Genomic DNA, 17,029 nt, shown 5'->3' with positions numbered 1-17,029 from the left:
TGTACGGCGGTGCGCAAAGACGAGCGTATTGATCACTCAAATCGAACTCGGTGGATCTCGCTACCCGAGAAGTATTTTGTGTTCATCTTTTGTCCATTTTGTAGTTTCAGCGAAAGGCCTGCAGCGGCGCACGGAGCATCAGCGCAGCTCCACTGACCTCCGCTCTCCTCAAACACATATTCGTGTTCATTCGTGTTCATTCGTGGTCCCCGAATTCACGACGGGAGCGTCCCGATGAAACTGATGCATTGTCCATTGAACGGCTGGCGGAATGTCGGCGAGTTCGTCTATGGCGGCGAGGTCACGCCGACGCCGGCGCATGACGCCGATCCGAAGGCCTGGGCCGACTGGGTGTTCATGGAGGACAACACCGCCGGCGTCGTGCGTGAATGGTGGTTTCATGCGCCGTCGAGCTACTGGTTTATCGCGGAGCGCGACAACGTGCGCGACGTCGTGCTCCGCACCTACCCGCCGGAAGAGATTTTCCGGGAGCGGGTCGATTTCAGCAGTGAGAGTACTTCGCAATGAATGAACGCCTGCCCGCTCCATGGGGATCACTGCTCGATCGCGAGCAGCCGGTCACGTTTACGTTCGAAGGCGAGCGCGTCGGCGGATATGCCGGCGACAGTGTCAGCTCGGCGCTGCTCGGCCGCGGTACCTGGCTGCAGGGCCGATCGTTCAAGTATCACCGCCCCCGCGGTCCATTCACCCTGGTCGGCGATGACGCCAACTGCCTGGTGCAGCTGCCGGAGGAACCGAACTGCCCGGCCGAGCATATTGCAGCCACGGATGGACTGACCGTCCGAGGCCAGCATTACAGCGGCAGCCTCAAGAGCGACCGCGCCCGCTTCATGGAGAAGTTCTCGCGCTTCTTCTTTGTCGGCTTCTACTATCGGGCGTTTTACCGTCCGCGCGGCATCTGGGATTACTGGGAGAAATTCATCCGCCGCGCGGCGGGACTGGGCAGCGTCAACACCAACACGGCCCATTGCTATCGCGACAAGCAGTATGCGTTCTGCGATGTCGCCGTGGTGGGATCCGGTGTGGCGGGTCTCTCGGCAGCGCTCGCCGCCGCGGACTCGGGCGCCGACACCGTGCTGATCGAACGCGAACCGATTATCGGCGGCGGGCTCAACTACCATCGCTTCGATGCGGATGGTGCGTCCGGTTCGTCGCTGCGCGCGGAGCTCGTCGAGCGCGCGGAGCGGCATGAGCACATCCGCATCTATTGCGAAACTCAATGCACCGGTCGCTTCGGCGACAACCTGCTCGCGCTGATCCATGGCAACCGGATGACCAAACTGCGCGCCGGGCGCGTGATCGTCGCCACCGGCTCGATCGGTCAGCCGGCGGTATTCCGCTACAACGACCTGCCGGGCATCACGACCGGTTCCGGGGTCCAACGGCTGATGCGGCTGTACGGCGTGAAGCCCGGGCAGCGTGCCGTCTGCGTGACCGCGAACGGCGATGGCTATGGCGTTGCCCTCGATCTGGCCGACGCCGGGGTCGAGGTCGCAGCCGTGGTGGATCTCCGCGAACGTCCCGGCGCGGACCCGCGGAACGACGCGGTCCGCGAACGCGGGATTCCGATCCACCCGGGCAGTGGCATCGTCCACGCGGTCGAGCGCGACCAGCACGTTGCCGGCCTGCGCATCACCCGTCGCAGTCAGGCGGAGCGTGCCGGGGCGCCGGGCACCGACATCGATTGCGACCTGGTCACGGTCGATGTCGGCGCGACGCCGGCGATCTCGCTCATCGCCCATGCCGGCGGCGATGTGAGCTACAGCGAGGAAACGCATGGCCTGACCGTGCGCGAACTCCCGCCCGGCATGCATGTCGCCGGTTCCGTTGCGGGCCCCTGTTCGCTTTACACCGCCCAGGCGGAAGGCGAGACGGCGGGCCGCGCGGCCGCCGCGGGCGAACCGGCCGCGCTGCCCGTACCCACGGAACGCGACGGGCCGGGCAACGACCCGTGGCCGATTTTCGCGCACCCCAAAGGCAAGGAATTCGTCGATTTCGACGAGGACCTGACGATCGCGGATCTGCGTAACGCCGTGCGCGAAGGTTTCGATTCGATCGAGCTGGTCAAGCGCTTTTCCACGGTCGGGATGGGACCCAGTCAGGGCCGCACCGCGGCGGTGAACGCGGTCCGGATCACGGCCGACCAGTTGGGCGAGTCGGTCGAGGGTGCACGGGCATCGACCAATCGCCCGCCGGCGATCCCCGAGCGCTTCGGGCATCTGGCCGGCCGCGGCTTCGATCCGGTCCGTTACACGCCGATGCATCAACGCCATGTCGATGCCGGCGCGACCATGATGGTGGCCGGGGCATGGATGCGGCCCGCGTATTACGGCCGCGACGGGAAGGCCTCCGTGCGCGAGGAAGTCCGGGCGGTGCGCGAAAACGTCGGCATGATCGACGTCACCACGCTGGGCGGCCTTGAAGTCCGCGGGCCCGACGCGGTCGAGTTCATGAACCGGATGTACACCTTCGCCTACCGCAAGCAGCCGGTGAACCGATCACGCTACCTCTTGATGACCGACGATACCGGTTCGATCGTCGATGATGGTGTCTCCGCGCGCTGGGCCGAGGATCACTTCTACGTCACGGCCACGACCGGCGGTGTCGACAGCGTCTATCGCCGGATGCTCTGGTGGAATGCCCAGTGGCGCCTGGACGTGGATATCGCCAACGTCACCGGTGCGTGGGCCGGCATCAACATCGCCGGACCGAACGCCCGTGCCGTGATCGAGAAGCTGGACAGCGACATCGACTTCTCGGCCGAGGCCTTCCCGTATATCGAGGCCCGTCGCGGTCACCTCGCGGATATCCCGGTGCGGGTCCTGCGGGTCGGTTTCGTCGGCGAGCTCGGCTATGAGGTCCATTGCCCGGCCGGTTGCGCGGAGGCGCTCTGGGACCGGCTGTTCGAGGCCGGCCGCGAATACGGTATCCGGCCGTTTGGTGTCGAGGCCCAGCGCGTGCTGCGGCTCGAGAAGGGCCACATCATTATCGGCCAGGACACCGATAATCTGACCCATCCGGAAGAGGCGGCCATGGGCTGGGCCGTGCAGCGCAAAAAGCCCTTCTTCGTGGGTTTTCCGGCGCTCAAGGCACGTGAATCGCAGCCCCTGACGCGGCGTCTGGTCGGTTTCCGGTTGCCCGCGGACGCCGACCCCCTGCCCGAGGAATGCCACCTCGTGATCGACGGGGATCGCATCACCGGGCGCGTAACCTCGATCGCCTGGTCGCCGACGCTCGAGCGTCCGATCGGCCTTGCATTCGTGGACCCCGAACGCACCGAACCGGGCACGCCGTTCACCATCAAGGGCAGCGGCGGCACGCTGATCGAGGCCGAGGTCTGTGCGGCCCCGTTCTTCGACCCCGACAATGAACGCCAGAATCTGTGAGGGATCGGCCATGGCCGTCACACCGGAACATTTCAATCGCCGCAGCTTCATCTACCCGCGCCTGATCGAGGCCGGGGCGGAGTTCACCGAGGTCGTCGACACCACCGTGGCCGCGCGCTATCCCCACGATGCACCGCCGCTCGGTCTGGTGGATCTTTCACCCATGCCGCGGACCGGTATCAAGGGGCCGGGCGCGCTGGAATGGCTGGGCGGACAGGGTTGGCCCGTCCCCGGGGAGAACAACCAGGCGGCGCACACGGAATCCGGCGGCCTCGTACTGCGGCTCGGCAATCGCGAGGCTTTCGTACTGCCTTCTCCCCGCGGGGACGGTGACACCGTGCGCACACTGGAATCATCGATCCCGGGCGACGGCGCATGGCATATGCCACGGCGCGATACCCATGCCTGGTTCCTGCTGCGCGGCGAGGCCGCGGTCGAGTGCATGGCGAAACTGTGCGGCGTCGATCTGCGCGAAGGTGCCTTCCCGCGCGGGGCGATCGCACAGACTTCGGTCGCGCGCCTCAACACCATCGTCTGTCGAGAGATCGCCGGGGCCACGCCCGGCTTCCACCTGCTGGCCGACAGCGCGTCCGCGATCTGGTTCTGGGACGCGCTGCTCGACGCGATGCAGGAATTTGGCGGGGGACCGCTGGGGATTCACGAACTCGACTGAATACGGCGTATGACCGGTTCGCCGGCGCAGCGCCACGGGGCACTGCTCCGCAACGGCCACGGCGTGGCATGATGGGCCCGGATGCCCGCTCCGGAGCCGTCATGTCTACCGAACGCCGTACCACCGTTCGCGGTACCCCCGTCGATCTCGACCGGCCGGTCGCGGCGGACACCGAGATCGGCCATGTCCATCTGAAGGTCGCCGACCTCGAGCGCGCCCTCGATTTCTATTGCGGCGTGCTCGGGTTCGGGATCCGCCAACGCTGGGGCAGCAGCGCCGCGTTCATCGCCGCCGGCGACTATCACCACCACATCGGCCTGAACACCTGGGAAAGCCTCGGGGGCCCGGCGCCGCCGCCGGGCAGTACGGGTCTGTTCCACACGGCGATCCTGTACCCCGACCGCCCCGCTCTGGCCGATGCGCTGCGCCGTGTCATCGCGGCCGGGATCCGGCTCGATGGCGCCGCCGACCATGGCGTCAGCGAGGCGCTGTATCTGCGTGATCCGGATCAGAACGGTGTCGAACTCTACCGTGACCGACCGTCGGCCGAATGGCCGGTCGATGCCGATGGCCATCTGGCCATGGGGACCGATCCGCTGGATCTGGAGGATCTCCTAAGCGAACCTGCTCCCTGAAAGAGTTGGCGATTGATCCGCACGTCGCCTGAATCGCGAGCAAGCTCGCTCCTACAAGTTGTGTTCCGGCACTTGTGGTACATCGTTCCTGCAGGAGCGGGCTTGCTCGCGATCATGCTTAGACGCGGCGCGCCTCACGTGGGGATCAACGCGTGGCGCCGCAGCCGCTCATACGCCGGCTGGCATTCCCGCGCGATCGCCTCGAGAGCTTCCGGCAACCGTTCCGGTGGCGGCTGGTACGGCTGGAAACCGGTCGAGGCCTCGACGGCCTCGTACCAGTGACGGGCCCAGACCCCGTCCGTTTCACGCCGCCCCGGCGGCCACGACAGCATGCGTTCGTCGAACGGGATACCGACCCGCTCGCACAGCAGCGACAGCGCTGCGGCCGGACCACCCAGTATCTCCGCGGCATCGATTACCGGCGGGACTTCGCCGTCGTTGCGGGCAACGACCTCATCGAAGATCGCCGCCTGCTGAACCATACCGACATCCTCGACCCGCACCTGCTCCTCCCGCTTCTTGGCGTATGAGGCGAGCACCGCGCGCGGATCGCGCAACAGGAAACAGTTCTTCACGCCATCCAGCCACTCCCGGCCGACCTCATCGAGCAGATGATGGGTCATATGCTTCTGGTACCAGACGGCCTTGCCGCCGGGGACCGGACCGGTGAGCCAGTCGGTGACCGCGCGCCAGTCCGTCGGCTGCGAGGCGATCACTTCATCGCGCATCGGATGCGGCGAGCCGCTTGCCTGCAGGTAATAAGCGTACAGCGGCTCGTCGGTCACGAACGCGTCCGGGCGATTGCCGAACGAACGCAGCATGGCCGTGGAGATATTCCTCGGTCCCGACCACATGGCGATACGCACGGGTTCACTCATGACGGGACCTCCGCGGGGTAACGGCGTTCCAGCCAGTCGGCGTAGGCCTCCTGCAGATGCTTCGTGATGGGCCCGCGGCCACCGTCCCCGAGCGTGCGTCCGTCGACGGAGCCGACCGGGATCAGGCCGGCGAACGTACCGGTTACGAAGGCCTCGTCAGCGCCGTACACCTCGGTCAGCGAGAAGTCCTTTTCGCGCACGGTATAGCCGTTCGCCCGCGCCTGCTCGATCACGGTCGCGCGCGTGATGCCGTGGATGCAGTAGCGGCCGCTCGAGGTCCAGATCTCATCACCGCGCACGACGAAGAAATGGGTCGAATTGCAGGTCGCGACAAAGCCGTGCGGGTCGAGCATCAGCGCCTCGTCGGCACCGGCCTTGTTCGCCTGGATGCAGGCGGCGATGCAGTTGAGTTTCGACAGCGAGTTCCACATCGGGTCCTGGACATCGGGCGCACCCCGGTGGACATGGACCGTGAACAGGGTCATGCCCCGTTCCAGCACGGCCGGATCGGGCTGCTTCCACTCCGGAATGATCACGATGGTCGGCCCGCCGATATTCGCCGCCGGGCTCTGGTACGGCGTCGATTTCTCGCCGCGGGAGACCACCAGGCGGATGTGCACGCCGGTATCCATGTCGTTGGCGCGGCAGGTCGCCTCGATCGCCTCGATCATCTCCTGCCGGGTCAGGCCGATATCGAGATCGATCGCCTTCGCGCCCTCGTAGAGACGATCCATGTGCGCCTCGATATGGACCAGATGACCGTTGTGCAGGCGAATGCCCTCCCAGACACCGTCACCGAGCAGGAAGCCGGAATCGAACACCGAGACGGTCGCCTCCGGGCGCGGGAGGATGCGGCCATTGACGTAGATGCCGACCGTTTCGTTGCGGGGATCATGCGAGTGGGCGTGACTGCCACGTTCCATTATCAGGCTCCGGTGGAGAAGCGACCCGCGCACGGTAGTGCGCCCGCGCGCCCGGCGCAACGCCTGGCCGTACACCAGCGCCCCGCGAGTGACCATGCCGGCGGGTATTCCCGATTGTTACACTGCGCCGATCCGCGCGGCGGTGCGGCGCACAGCGTTCGCCCGAGCGCCGGAACCGTCGTGGCGGACAACATGACCGTCGCGAGCGGGCAAGCGCCGGACTGTCGTTCCGATACCCTGTCGGGATCAGTCCGCGGACGCGCTGACGCGCATCCAACCAGAGTATGCAGAGGGGAGCTACGCATGGCGGAAATCATCGACGGCAAGGCCTTCGCGGCCGGTCTACGCGAACGCGTGGGGCGCCAGGTGGCCACACTCGGCGAAAAGCACGGCATCACGCCAGGGCTCGCCGTCGTGCTGGTGGGCGAGAACCCGGCCAGCGAGGTCTATGTCCGCAACAAGGGCAAACAGACGCGCGAAGCGGGCATGGAATCTTTCGAGTACAAGCGCGACGAATCGATCTCCGAGCAGGAACTGCTCGACCTGGTCGATGAACTGAACCGCGACGAGCGCGTCAACGGGATCCTCGTGCAGCTGCCGCTGCCCGATCACATCAACGATGAAAAGGTGCTTGCGGCGATCGATCCCGACAAGGATGTGGACGGCTTCCACACGGTCAACGTCGGGCGACTGTGGACCGGTCTTCCGGGGCTGGTGCCGTGCACGCCGCTCGGATGCTCGCTGCTGCTGAAAGACAAGCTGGGCGACCTGTCCGGGAAGCACGCCGTCATCGTGGGCCGCTCCAACATTGTCGGCAAACCGATGGCCGCGCTGCTGCTGCGCGAGAACTGCACGGTCGAGATCGCGCACTCGCGCACGCACGACCTGCAGGGCGAGGTGAAGCGCGCCGATATCGTGGTGGCCGCCGTCGGCCGCAGGGAAATGATCCAGGGTGACTGGCTCAAGGAAGGCGCCACCGTGATCGACGTGGGCATCAACCGGATCCCGACCGATGAAGGCAAGACCCGCCTGGTCGGCGACGTCCATTTCGAGTCCGCCGAAAAGGTGGCCGGGGCCATCACGCCAGTGCCGGGCGGCGTCGGGCCGATGACCATCGCCTGCCTGCTCAACAATACCGTCGAGGCGACCTGCCTGCAGCGGGGTGTCGAGGTCCCCGCGGGCTGAACGCGATGACCGCCAAAGGCCCGGTCGGCGAGGACGCGATCGCCGCCGGCTGGGCCTGGCTCGCCACCCTGCCCCGTGCCGCCACGGCGCACACCGAACGCGGCGATGATCCGCTCGCGGCGGTACGCGGCCTGCTGGCCGAACTCGACCATCCCCAGCGCGGGCTGCGCGTCATCCACATCGCGGGGTCGAAAGGCAAAGGCTCGACCGCGCTCTACGTAGAGAGCCTGCTCGAAGCGCTCGATCTGCGTACGTTTACCTTCACGTCTCCGCATCTCGAACGCTGGACCGAGCGCCTGCGACTGAACGGCGCGGAAGCGCCACCGGACCGCGCGCTTGGCGCCCTTCATGCGGTCCGCGACGCCAGCCACCGCTGCGGCATCGTCCCGGGATTCTTCGAGGCGCTGACGGTGGCCGGCCTGTGGCTGGCCGCCGCGGAACGCGTCGACTGGTGCGTGATCGAATGCGGCATTGGCGGTCGCGCCGACGCCACCAATATCGTCGAACCGGCCGCCACGATCATCACCGGGATCGAACGGGAACACATGGACCGCCTCGGTCACCGCCTGACCGATATCGCCCGCGAGAAGGCGGGCATCGTCAAGCCCGGCGCCCCGTTGGTGGCACCGCGGCTCGCCCCGGAACTGGACGCCATCCTGGCCTCGAAGAGCGACGCGGCCGGGGTCCCGTTCCTGCGGGTCGAACAGCTCACACAACCTCCCGCCGGCGCCGGCGCCGCCGGCACCGATCTCGCACAGTGGTACTACGACCGTGACGGCCTGATCGCCGCTGGGGCGGGCTGGCAACTGCAGGCCTCCCTGGCGGCGCCAGGGACGCACATGGCCGGCAACGCGGTGCTGGCGCTGGCGTCGTTGAACGCGCTGGGGCTCGTCGCTCGCGGGCAGATGAACCACATCGCCACCGTACTGGCCCGCACGCCCCTGCCTGGGCGCATGGAAACGGTCTCCGAGCGACCATGGATCATCGTCGATGGCGCACATACCGGAGCCTCCGCCTCGGCACTGACCCGTACGATCGCAACGCTGGGCGCTCGGCGCCTGCACCTGCTGTTGTCGTGTTCCGCCGGGAAGGACCTCGACGCGGTCCTGTCACCGCTGCTGGCCGAAGCCGCAGCCGTCACGGTCACGCGTGCCGACCCGGACTGGTCACTGCCCGCAGAGGCACTCGCCGAGCAGGTGCGCGCCCATCAGGGACAGTTCGCTGTCGAGGTCATCGAGTCGCCCCACGAGGCTCTGGCCCATGCGTGCATGGACGTCCCCGAGGGAACGCTCATCCTCGCCACCGGGTCGGTGTATCTGGCCGGGGCCGTCCGCGCGCATTTTCCGCGGGATCCATCCCGCCATGCGGATCTGCCAGAGAGCCGTCACCAGGGCATCTGAGCACGCAATTCAACCCGCTCCGTACGACCTCGCTGGCATACGCCAGGCGAGGCGCCCGGCCACTGCCGGCGGCGGTCGACGCGCGTCCATACCCGTAGTTGTGCTGTTTCCGAATCCGCGCGAGCCGCTTGTGGGTTACCTGGTGGGCGCGTTCAACAGGAAGCGGCGGAAGTACTTCAGCACCGCCTGCTCGATGGCGGCTCGACGGCAACGCTTAGGCGGATACTCGCGAGTTCGCCCCCCGGAGTAGATCTCGATGCGGCCGTAGCGCCTCAGGGTATCCTCGGCGCCGGAGCCGGCGACCGATGCCAGATTCACGACCGACTCTTTGTAGACCCGACCACGGACCCGGTATTCGAGCGGAAGCTCGTTGAAATTCGTCACCGCCAGCCTGGCCCACGCATCATCGGTCTCGAGTTCGGGGGCATAGCCCTCTTCCGCCAGACGATCCCGAGCGGCTTGCAGGGCCGGAACGATTTCATCGCGGATACAGGATTCGACCTGCGTATTGGCATCGACCGGGGGTTCACCGGGACCTTCGCCCCGGAACCGCGCCATCAGTTCGCTCAACCACCCCATAGCACTTGCCCCCGGACTCCGTCAGCCGGCGACACCCGAGGACGCGCGGACCGAGTCGGAAACGCCCCCGTATGCGGCCGATAACAGTTGGCCGGCGGACGCCGTCTGCAAGCCAGAAAACTTGACCGCGGCTTCTCAATCATTAACCCTCTGCCCCATGGGTATTCCCTATACTCATGATTTTACAGGAGAAAACTCGCTTCCGGGGTCGTAGTGCCGTGCTCGCGCGGCGATCCGGAAACGACCTCGGGGATCAATCAACCCACGGGATCCGTCGGCAATGGCCGAGGTCCGAGGTCTGCGAGGAGGTATCATGGCAGATTCCCGAAGTTACCTTCAGCAACACACCAATCCGCCGGTATTCCTGATATCGGTTGCACTGGTCGTTGCATTCCTGCTCTGGGGCATCATCGCTCCGGGCAACCTGGGTAATGCGGCTGGTGCCATCATGTCATTCACCACCAATTATCTGGGGTGGTGGTATCTGGCTTCGGTGTTCGGTTTCCTCATCTTCGTCATCATTATCCTGTTCAGTCCGTACGGACGCCTGAAGCTGGGCAAGGATGACGAGAAGCCCGAGTGGAACACCTGGTCCTGGTTCTCGATGCTGTTCACTGCCGGCATGGGAATCGGGCTGGTCTTCTTCGGCGTCGCCGAGCCGATCTTCCACTTCAACACACCGCCCGGTGGCATGGCCGAGGCCGGCTCGGATGAGGCGGCGGTGCTCGCGATGCACACGACCTACTTCCACTGGGGCCTGCATCCGTGGGCGATCTACATCATCATCGGCATGTCGATGGGATATTTCTGCTTCCGACACGATCTGCCCCTGCGCCCCGCGTCCGCCTTCTATCCACTGATCGGTCGCGGCATCTATGGCTGGGTCGGCAATCTCGTCGATATTCTCGCCGTGTTCGGAACGCTGTTCGGCCTCGCTACGTCCCTCGGCCTCGGCGCAAGCCAGATCGGTTCCGGGTTGAACTCGGTCTTCGGCCTGGCCGATACATGGCAGATGCAGGTGTTGATCATCGCCGTCGTTACCGCGATCGCGGTAACGTCCGTGATGCTCGGGATCGAGGGAGGAATCCGCCGCCTCTCGGTATGGAACATGTACGGCGCGATCCTGCTTGCGGTGGTCGTGTTCGTGTTCGGACCGACACTGTTCATCCTCCAGTATCTGGTGCAGAGCGTCGGCTACTACATGCAGCATCTGCCGGCCACAAGCCTGCGCTCGTTCGCCTTCAGCGGAGACGGGCAGGACTGGATTTCGGCCTGGACCCTGTTCTACTGGGGCTGGTGGATCGCCTGGTCCCCGTTCGTTGGCATGTTCATCGCCCGCATCTCGCGCGGCCGCACCATCCGCCAGTTCATCCTGGGCACACTGCTGGCGCCGGTCGGCGCGTCGATGGTCTGGTTCGCCACTTTCGGTGGCAGCGCGATCTGGTACATCACCAATCAGGGCAACGAGGCTCTGGCCAACTCCGGGACTACCGACGCGATGTTCAACCTGATCAACGCGCTGCCCTTCCCGGGCTTCCTGGCGGCCCTGATGTCGCTGCTCGCCATCGTCGTCGTGGCGGTGTTCTTCGCCACGTCGTCCGACTCCGGCTCATTGGTGGTCGATATGCTTACCAACGGCGGTGATCCGCATCCGATCTGGCAACAGCGGATGTTCTGGGCCATCACCGAGGGCGCGGTCGCGGCGATCCTGCTGGTGGCGGGCGCCTTTGCCGCAAGCGGCAATCCGCTGTCCGCGCTGCAGACGGCGTCGGTGACTTCCGGACTACCGTTCTCGGTGGTCCTGGCACTCATGTGCTGGGGACTTGTCCGGCAATTCCGCCAGGACACGATCCCGCTGCCGAACGACATGGCCGCCCGCATGAAGCGGGAAGCGGCGTCGGGCTGACGCCTGGCACGACGGCCGTTTGATGGCCGTTTCACCTTAGGGCCAACTGCCGCGCGCGGCAGTTGGCCTTTTCTTATCCGTCGGTTCCATGTGGCGGGGCCATGAACGGATCGATCGGTAGCTGCATCAGACCACACGGTGTCGCAGCCGATTGCCTTCCCGGTTGGCCACGACGGTCATCCACCCTGTCGAACGGTTTTCGGAGACCATTCGATGGCCAGGAATTCTGAAAAGGAAGAAACCCCGGATCAGCACCGATTGGTGCTGGGCGTATATGCGCTTCAGCTGTTAGGGCTGATGCTGGTATTTACCCCGATTGTGGGGCTGGCGCTGAATTACGCCCGCCGCGCTCAGGCCGATGGAACGATCTACGCCTCCCACTTCGACTGGCAGATCCGAACCGTATGGTGGACCCTTCTGTGGGGGCTGCTCGGAGGCGGCCTGATGTATCTGGGGACGTCCCCGGAGTGGCGGCTGGCAGGGGTGGCCGGCGCAATCCTGCTCCTGGTCACGGCCTTCTGGTTCATGTACCGCGTACTCAAGGGTTATCTGTACCTGTCCGCGCGCCGGGCGTTACCGACCCGGAAGCATCCGCAGGAAAACGCGTAGAGAAGGTCATCGCGCGCGGTACCGCCGCTGGACATATGCCGCGCAAAAAAATGCCCCGCCGGTTGCGGGGCAAATGTACTGCCGTGTTTCCGACGATCACATACCGTATCAGCAATCCAGCGTGTGCTGCCGCTCCCACTCCGTCAGCTGATGCGAGTAGTCATCCCACTCCTGCATCTTCATTTTGATATAGGCCTTACTGAAGTCCTCGCCCAGCGCCGCGCGCAATGCCTTGTTGCGCTCGAAGGCACGGATGGCATCGATCAGATACAGGGGCAACCGACGTGCGCCCCGGGCCTTATGACCTTCCGTGTACATGTTGATATCAAGCCGCTTGCCGGGCTCGCGCTGATTGGCGATCCCCTCGAGGCCGGCGGCCAACTTCACGGCCTGAAGCAGATACGGATTGGCGGCGCCATCGGCCTGTCGGAACTCGAAGCGCCCGGGATCCGGGATGCGGATCATGTGAGTGCGGTTATTGCCGGCCCAGGTGACCGAATTCGGAGACCACGTGGCGCCGGAGGCGGTTACCGGCGCATTGATGCGCTTGTAACTGTTTACGGTCGGGTTGGTGATCGCACACATCGCCTGCGCGTGATGCAGGACGCCGCCCATGAAGTGATAGGCCTTCTCGGAGAGCCCGAGTTCATCACTGCTATCATCGAGCATGTTCGCACTGCCGCTCTTGTTCCAGAGCGACAGATGCACGTGGCAGCCATTGCCCGTCAGGTGCATGAACGGCTTTGGCATGAACGTCGCCCGCATCCCGTGTTTTTCGGCGATCGATCGGACCATGAATTTGAAGAAGGCGTGGCGATCCGCGGTCACGAGGCAATCATCGAATCCCCAGTTCATCTCGAACTGGCCGTTCGAATCCTCATGATCGTTCTGGTACGGCTCCCAGCCAAGATGGAGCATCGCATCGCAGATCTCGGAGATGACGTCGTAGCGACGCATGACCGCCGACTGGTCGTAACAGGGCTTCTCGGCTGTATCGAGTGAATCATGGATCTCGCTGCCATCCTGGCTGATCAGATGGAACTCCGCCTCGACACCCGACTTTGGATGGAATCCCTCGGCGTTCGCCCTCTCGATCATCCGCTTGAGAACCCGCCGTGGCGCCTGCTCGATCGGCTGGCCGTCCATCCACAGATCACCGGCCACCCACGCGACTTCCGGTTTCCACGGCAACTGGATGGCGGTATCGGGATCCGGTACCGCGAACATGTCCGGGTCGGCCGGGCTCAGATCGAGGTACGTCGCGAAGCCGGCGAAACCGGCGCCATCCTCTTCCATACCGGCGGCCGCGGCGGCCGGTACCAGCTTGGAGCGCTGGACGCCGCGTAGATCCGTGAAGTTGAACAGGAAGTACTTGATATCCCGTTCTTTTGCGAATGCTGCGAGCTTGCTTGTCATTATGCCTCCCGGGTGGCGTTGCTCGGATTTGCGCGGATCGGCCGGATCAGCTCCAGCCAGGGATCCAGTCGGTACCGGCCAGGGGGACGCGGGCCATTGCGGCCGCCTCCATGGTCAAGGCCACCATGTCTTCCGGTTCGAGGTTGTGTACGTGGGATTTTCCGCACGCCCGCGCCAGCGTCTGGCATTCAAGAGTCAGCGTGGCCAGATAATTCCGCACACGCTGTGCACCGAGTTCAGGATCCAGACGTTTTTCCAGTTCGGGATCCTGCGTGGTGATGCCGACCGGGCATTTGCCGGTATGACAGTGGTGACAGGAACCGGGCCGCGTCCCGAGCGCGTGATAATCCTCCTCGTAGATCGGCGCATTACAGTTGAGTGCCATCAGCGAGGCCATGCCGATCGATACGGCATCCGCGCCGAGCGCGAGCGCCTTGGCCACATCACCGCCCGTGCGGATACCGCCGGAGACGATCAACTGCACCTCGCGATGCATGTCGAGTTCCTTGAGCGCCTCTACCGCCTGGCGCACGGCCGGCAGCGTCGGGATCCCCACATCCTCGATAAAACAGGTCTGTGTCGCGGCGGTGCCGCCCTGCATACCATCGATGACAATGGCGTCCGCACCGGCCTTGACCGCGAGCATGGTGTCGAATTTGGTGCGGGTCGCGCCGACCTTGACGTAGATCGGCTTCTCCCAATCGGTGATTTCGCGCAGTTCCTGGATCTTGATCTCGAGGTCGTCCGGACCCGTCCAGTCCGGATGGCGGCAGGCGGAACGCTGGTCGATGCCCTTGGGCAGCGTCCGCATCTGCGCCACCCGGTCAGTAATCTTCTGACCGAGCAGCATGCCGCCGCCACCCGGCTTCGCACCCTGGCCGGCGACCACCTCGATTGCGTCCGCCTTGCGCAGTTGATCCGGTTCCATGCCGTAGCGTGACGGCAGGTACTGGTACACGAGGAGGCTCGACGCCTCCCGCTCCTCCTCGGTCATGCCGCCGTCGCCGGTGGTGGTACTCGTGCCCATGGCGCTGGCACCGTGTCCAAGCGCCTGCTTGGCATTGGCGCCCAAAGCCCCGAAACTCATGCCGGCGATCGTGATCGGTATCTTCAGTTCGATCGGCTTCTTCGCATACCGGGTACCGATCGTGACGTTGGTATCGCATTTCTCGCGATAGCCTTCGAGCGGGTAACGCGAGATCGACGCACCAAGGAACACCAGATCATCGAACGTCGGCACCGCGCGCTTGGCGCCGGAGCCACGGATGTAATAGAGACCTTCCGATGCGGCCCGCTGGATCTCGGCGATGACATGCGGGGGGAAGGTGGCGGATTCGCGTACCTTTCGTTCGTCCATCGGGTGTTCCCCCTCAGTAGTAGCCAATGTTGCCGATCTTGAAATTGTAGAGCTGGCGCGCGGAGCCGTAGCGCCGGAACGCCGCCGGATCGGCATCGATACCGGCCCGTTCGAGCAGACCCCGCACCCGTTCGACGTGCTCCGGCCGCATCTCTTTCTCGACACAGTCGGCGCCCAGACTTTCCACACTCCCGCGAACGAACAGCTGAGCCTCGTAGATCGAGTCGCCAAACGATTCACCGGCGTCGCCGCAGACGACCAGGTTGCCGGACTGCGCCATGAAAGCGGACATGTGACCGACGGATCCGCCGACCACGATATCCACGCCCTTCATCGAGATACCGCAGCGGGCACTGGCATCGCCGTCGATCACGACGAGACCGCCATGGCCGGTCGCCGCCGCCGACTGACTGGCATAGCCGGTAACATGCACCGTGCCGGACATGATGTTCTCGGCTACGCCGACACCGGCATTGCCCTCGATCGTCACGGTCGCTTCCTTGTTCATGGAGCCGCAGTAGTACCCGGCATGACCGCGAACCGTGACGTCGAAGGGATGATTGAGGCCGACAGCGATCGCGTGCCGGCCCATCGGATTGAGGATTTCGTACTGCTGATCCGTATTGGTGCCGGCGGCGTCGTCATGGAGCCGCTGATTGACGTCACGCACCGCCATGCGTTCCAGGTCGAGCGTATTCATGCTCATGCCCTCCCCCAGCTGTAGACGGTGGCGGGTTTCGGCTCCCAGACCCGGGCCGCATCGACCCCGGGGAGCCGCGCCAGCGCGCGATACTCGGTCGCGATCGCGACCCAGTCATCGGTCTCCGCCATGATCGCGTGCTTGCAGGCGATCGGGTCGCGCACGACGGAGAAGCCCTCGCGCGTACCGACCGCGAACGTATAGAAACCATCCAGATCCTTCAGGCCCGCTTCCAGCGCCTGCGACAGGGAATCGCCCTCGCGCAGCCGCCAGGTCAGGTACGCGGCGGCGACCTCGCTGTCGTTTTCCGTCTGGAAGGTCATGCCGGCATGGCGCCGAAGCCATTCCCGCAGCCGGTGGTGATTGGAGAGCGAACCATTGTGGACAAGGCACAGATCATCGCCGGTGTTGAACGGGTGCGCGCCCTCGGTGGTCACGGCACTTTCGGTGGCCATGCGGGTATGACCAATCGCGTGAGTGCCGTTCATCGCCCCGATCCCGAATTGCTCCATGACATCAACCGGCAACCCCACCTCCTTGTAGATCTCGAGCGCACCGCCTGCGCTCATCGCCCGGATGTTCGGATAGTGGTCCTGCAGCCATGCACGCAGGTCACGCGTAGACGCATCCGAGCGCAGGATCGCGTGGGTCGAAACCCGGTCGGCCGTGACCGGGGTACCGAGATCCCGGCCGACCTCGGCCGCGAGTCCATCCCAGTCGAAATCGGGATCACTGCTGTAAACCGTCATCTTGCTCGTGTACTGCCCATCATCGCGGTAGATCGCGATCCCGGCGCTGTCCGGTCCACGCTCGGTCATCTCCGCGAGCATCGGACAGAACAGTTCTCCAAGCCGCGGCTCCAGTTCAGGGTTCTTCAGATACAGGCCGACAATTCCGCACATCGCGCGTCGCCTCCTCCGGTCGTGGCGGCCAAGCCTACATGAAGCAGAAGTTTACCTCCATGAAGATATTTTTCCTACCGGGAATTCCTGCTTCAGCATTCACAACCGACGCCCGTCCGGGCCGGCGGCTCGTGCCGCCAACCCGGACGAGGACGATCCATCCTACTCTTCGACCGGATTCACGCCGCTGGCGCTGGAATGAGAACCGGCCGGCGCGTCCGATACGCTCCGAGCCACGTTCTCCTCCATCGTCTTGCGGACGCCATGCCGCCGATGGTATTCGGCGGCCTCTTCCAGGGCCCGGTTTTCCTCCCGGATCTGTTTGACGTGCCACCAGATCCAGAAGACGAATCCGGCGATCACAAGCAGCCATTCCGTTCCCGGAAAGGGGTAGATGGCCGTGATTTCAGCCGGGTTGGACCACGAACTGATACCTGTGGACATGATGTTTCCTCCTCT

General features: G+C 64.9%; 16 protein-coding genes. 8 read left to right on the top strand and 8 right to left on the bottom strand.

Annotation, left to right across the window (positions count from 1 at the left end; translation table 11 throughout):
* The first annotated feature begins 234 nt into the window (after positions 1 to 234).
* From A0W70_RS02535 to A0W70_RS02520, 4 genes are all read left to right on the top strand, one after another.
* Positions 235 to 528, top strand: coding sequence for a sarcosine oxidase subunit delta (locus A0W70_RS02535; protein WP_070988011.1), 294 nt, complete (start codon positions 235 to 237; stop codon positions 526 to 528).
* A complete protein-coding gene (locus tag A0W70_RS02530; protein ID WP_070988008.1) occupies positions 525 to 3,407 on the top strand; it encodes a glycine cleavage T C-terminal barrel domain-containing protein in 2,883 nt (960 codons plus the stop codon). The genes A0W70_RS02535 and A0W70_RS02530 overlap by 4 nt, the downstream gene beginning before the upstream one ends.
* A gap of 10 nt (positions 3,408 to 3,417) precedes the next feature.
* On the top strand, positions 3,418 to 4,080 hold the full coding sequence (locus tag A0W70_RS02525) for a sarcosine oxidase (RefSeq protein WP_175443047.1): 663 nt from the start codon (positions 3,418 to 3,420) through the stop codon (positions 4,078 to 4,080).
* Positions 4,081 to 4,181: 101 nt separating this feature from the next.
* Entirely contained in the window at positions 4,182 to 4,715 is a 534-nt protein-coding gene (locus tag A0W70_RS02520) for a VOC family protein (RefSeq protein WP_070988274.1), read from the top strand.
* A gap of 134 nt (positions 4,716 to 4,849) precedes the next feature.
* Here the strand turns inward: A0W70_RS02520 and A0W70_RS02515 are convergent, their stop codons facing one another.
* Positions 4,850 to 5,593 (bottom strand): sulfotransferase-like domain-containing protein, encoded by a 744-nt coding sequence (locus A0W70_RS02515; protein WP_070988006.1) that lies wholly within the window; start codon positions 5,591 to 5,593, stop codon positions 4,850 to 4,852.
* Complete coding sequence (locus A0W70_RS02510; RefSeq protein WP_070988273.1) at positions 5,590 to 6,516, bottom strand: aminotransferase class IV; 927 nt, start codon at positions 6,514 to 6,516, stop codon at positions 5,590 to 5,592. The genes A0W70_RS02515 and A0W70_RS02510 overlap by 4 nt, the downstream gene beginning before the upstream one ends.
* 303 nt (positions 6,517 to 6,819) lie before the next feature.
* On the opposite strand from A0W70_RS02510, the gene folD reads away from it, so the two are divergent.
* Positions 6,820 to 7,701 carry a bifunctional methylenetetrahydrofolate dehydrogenase/methenyltetrahydrofolate cyclohydrolase FolD gene (folD, locus tag A0W70_RS02505; protein ID WP_070988004.1) on the top strand — a complete coding sequence of 294 codons (882 nt, stop codon included), beginning with the start codon at positions 6,820 to 6,822 and terminating at the stop codon, positions 7,699 to 7,701.
* 5 nt (positions 7,702 to 7,706) lie between these two features.
* Positions 7,707 to 9,101, top strand: a complete 1,395-nt coding sequence (locus A0W70_RS02500) for a bifunctional folylpolyglutamate synthase/dihydrofolate synthase (protein WP_070988002.1) — start codon at positions 7,707 to 7,709, stop codon at positions 9,099 to 9,101.
* A 135-nt stretch (positions 9,102 to 9,236) separates the two neighbouring features.
* Here the strand turns inward: A0W70_RS02500 and A0W70_RS02495 are convergent, their stop codons facing one another.
* A complete protein-coding gene (locus A0W70_RS02495; RefSeq protein ID WP_070988000.1) occupies positions 9,237 to 9,680 on the bottom strand; it encodes a hypothetical protein in 444 nt (147 codons plus the stop codon).
* Positions 9,681 to 9,993: 313 nt separating this feature from the next.
* Here A0W70_RS02495 and A0W70_RS02490 point away from each other — a divergent pair, with 313 nt between their 5' ends.
* Complete coding sequence (locus A0W70_RS02490; protein ID WP_070987998.1) at positions 9,994 to 11,586, top strand: BCCT family transporter; 1,593 nt, start codon at positions 9,994 to 9,996, stop codon at positions 11,584 to 11,586.
* Positions 11,587 to 11,799: 213 nt separating this feature from the next.
* The gene (locus A0W70_RS02485; RefSeq protein ID WP_070987996.1) at positions 11,800 to 12,195 is read left to right on the top strand and encodes a DUF4870 family protein; all 396 of its coding nucleotides are present in this window, start codon (positions 11,800 to 11,802) and stop codon (positions 12,193 to 12,195) included.
* A gap of 108 nt (positions 12,196 to 12,303) precedes the next feature.
* On the opposite strand, the gene glnT is transcribed toward A0W70_RS02485, so the two are convergent.
* The 5 genes from glnT to A0W70_RS02460 form a co-directional block, all read right to left on the bottom strand.
* On the bottom strand, positions 12,304 to 13,611 hold the full coding sequence (gene glnT / locus A0W70_RS02480) for a type III glutamate--ammonia ligase (protein WP_070987994.1): 1,308 nt from the start codon (positions 13,609 to 13,611) through the stop codon (positions 12,304 to 12,306).
* Between the two features lie 46 nt (positions 13,612 to 13,657).
* Positions 13,658 to 14,968 (bottom strand): FMN-binding glutamate synthase family protein, encoded by a 1,311-nt coding sequence (locus A0W70_RS02475; RefSeq protein WP_070987992.1) that lies wholly within the window; start codon positions 14,966 to 14,968, stop codon positions 13,658 to 13,660.
* A 13-nt stretch (positions 14,969 to 14,981) separates the two neighbouring features.
* Positions 14,982 to 15,668 (bottom strand): GltB/FmdC/FwdC-like GXGXG domain-containing protein, encoded by a 687-nt coding sequence (locus A0W70_RS02470; protein WP_070987990.1) that lies wholly within the window; start codon positions 15,666 to 15,668, stop codon positions 14,982 to 14,984.
* Between the two features lie 2 nt (positions 15,669 to 15,670).
* A complete protein-coding gene (locus A0W70_RS02465; RefSeq protein ID WP_070987989.1) occupies positions 15,671 to 16,570 on the bottom strand; it encodes a class II glutamine amidotransferase in 900 nt (299 codons plus the stop codon).
* Positions 16,571 to 16,732: 162 nt separating this feature from the next.
* Positions 16,733 to 17,014 carry a hypothetical protein gene (locus A0W70_RS02460; protein WP_070987987.1) on the bottom strand — a complete coding sequence of 94 codons (282 nt, stop codon included), beginning with the start codon at positions 17,012 to 17,014 and terminating at the stop codon, positions 16,733 to 16,735.
* Positions 17,015 to 17,029: the final 15 nt, after the last annotated feature.

It is taken from the genome of Halofilum ochraceum (genome assembly GCF_001614315.2).
Classification (GTDB): Bacteria; Pseudomonadota; Gammaproteobacteria; order XJ16; family Halofilaceae; genus Halofilum; species Halofilum ochraceum.
The sequence above is the reverse complement of the archived record's forward strand: the minus strand, read 5'-3'. Positions and strand labels throughout refer to the sequence as shown.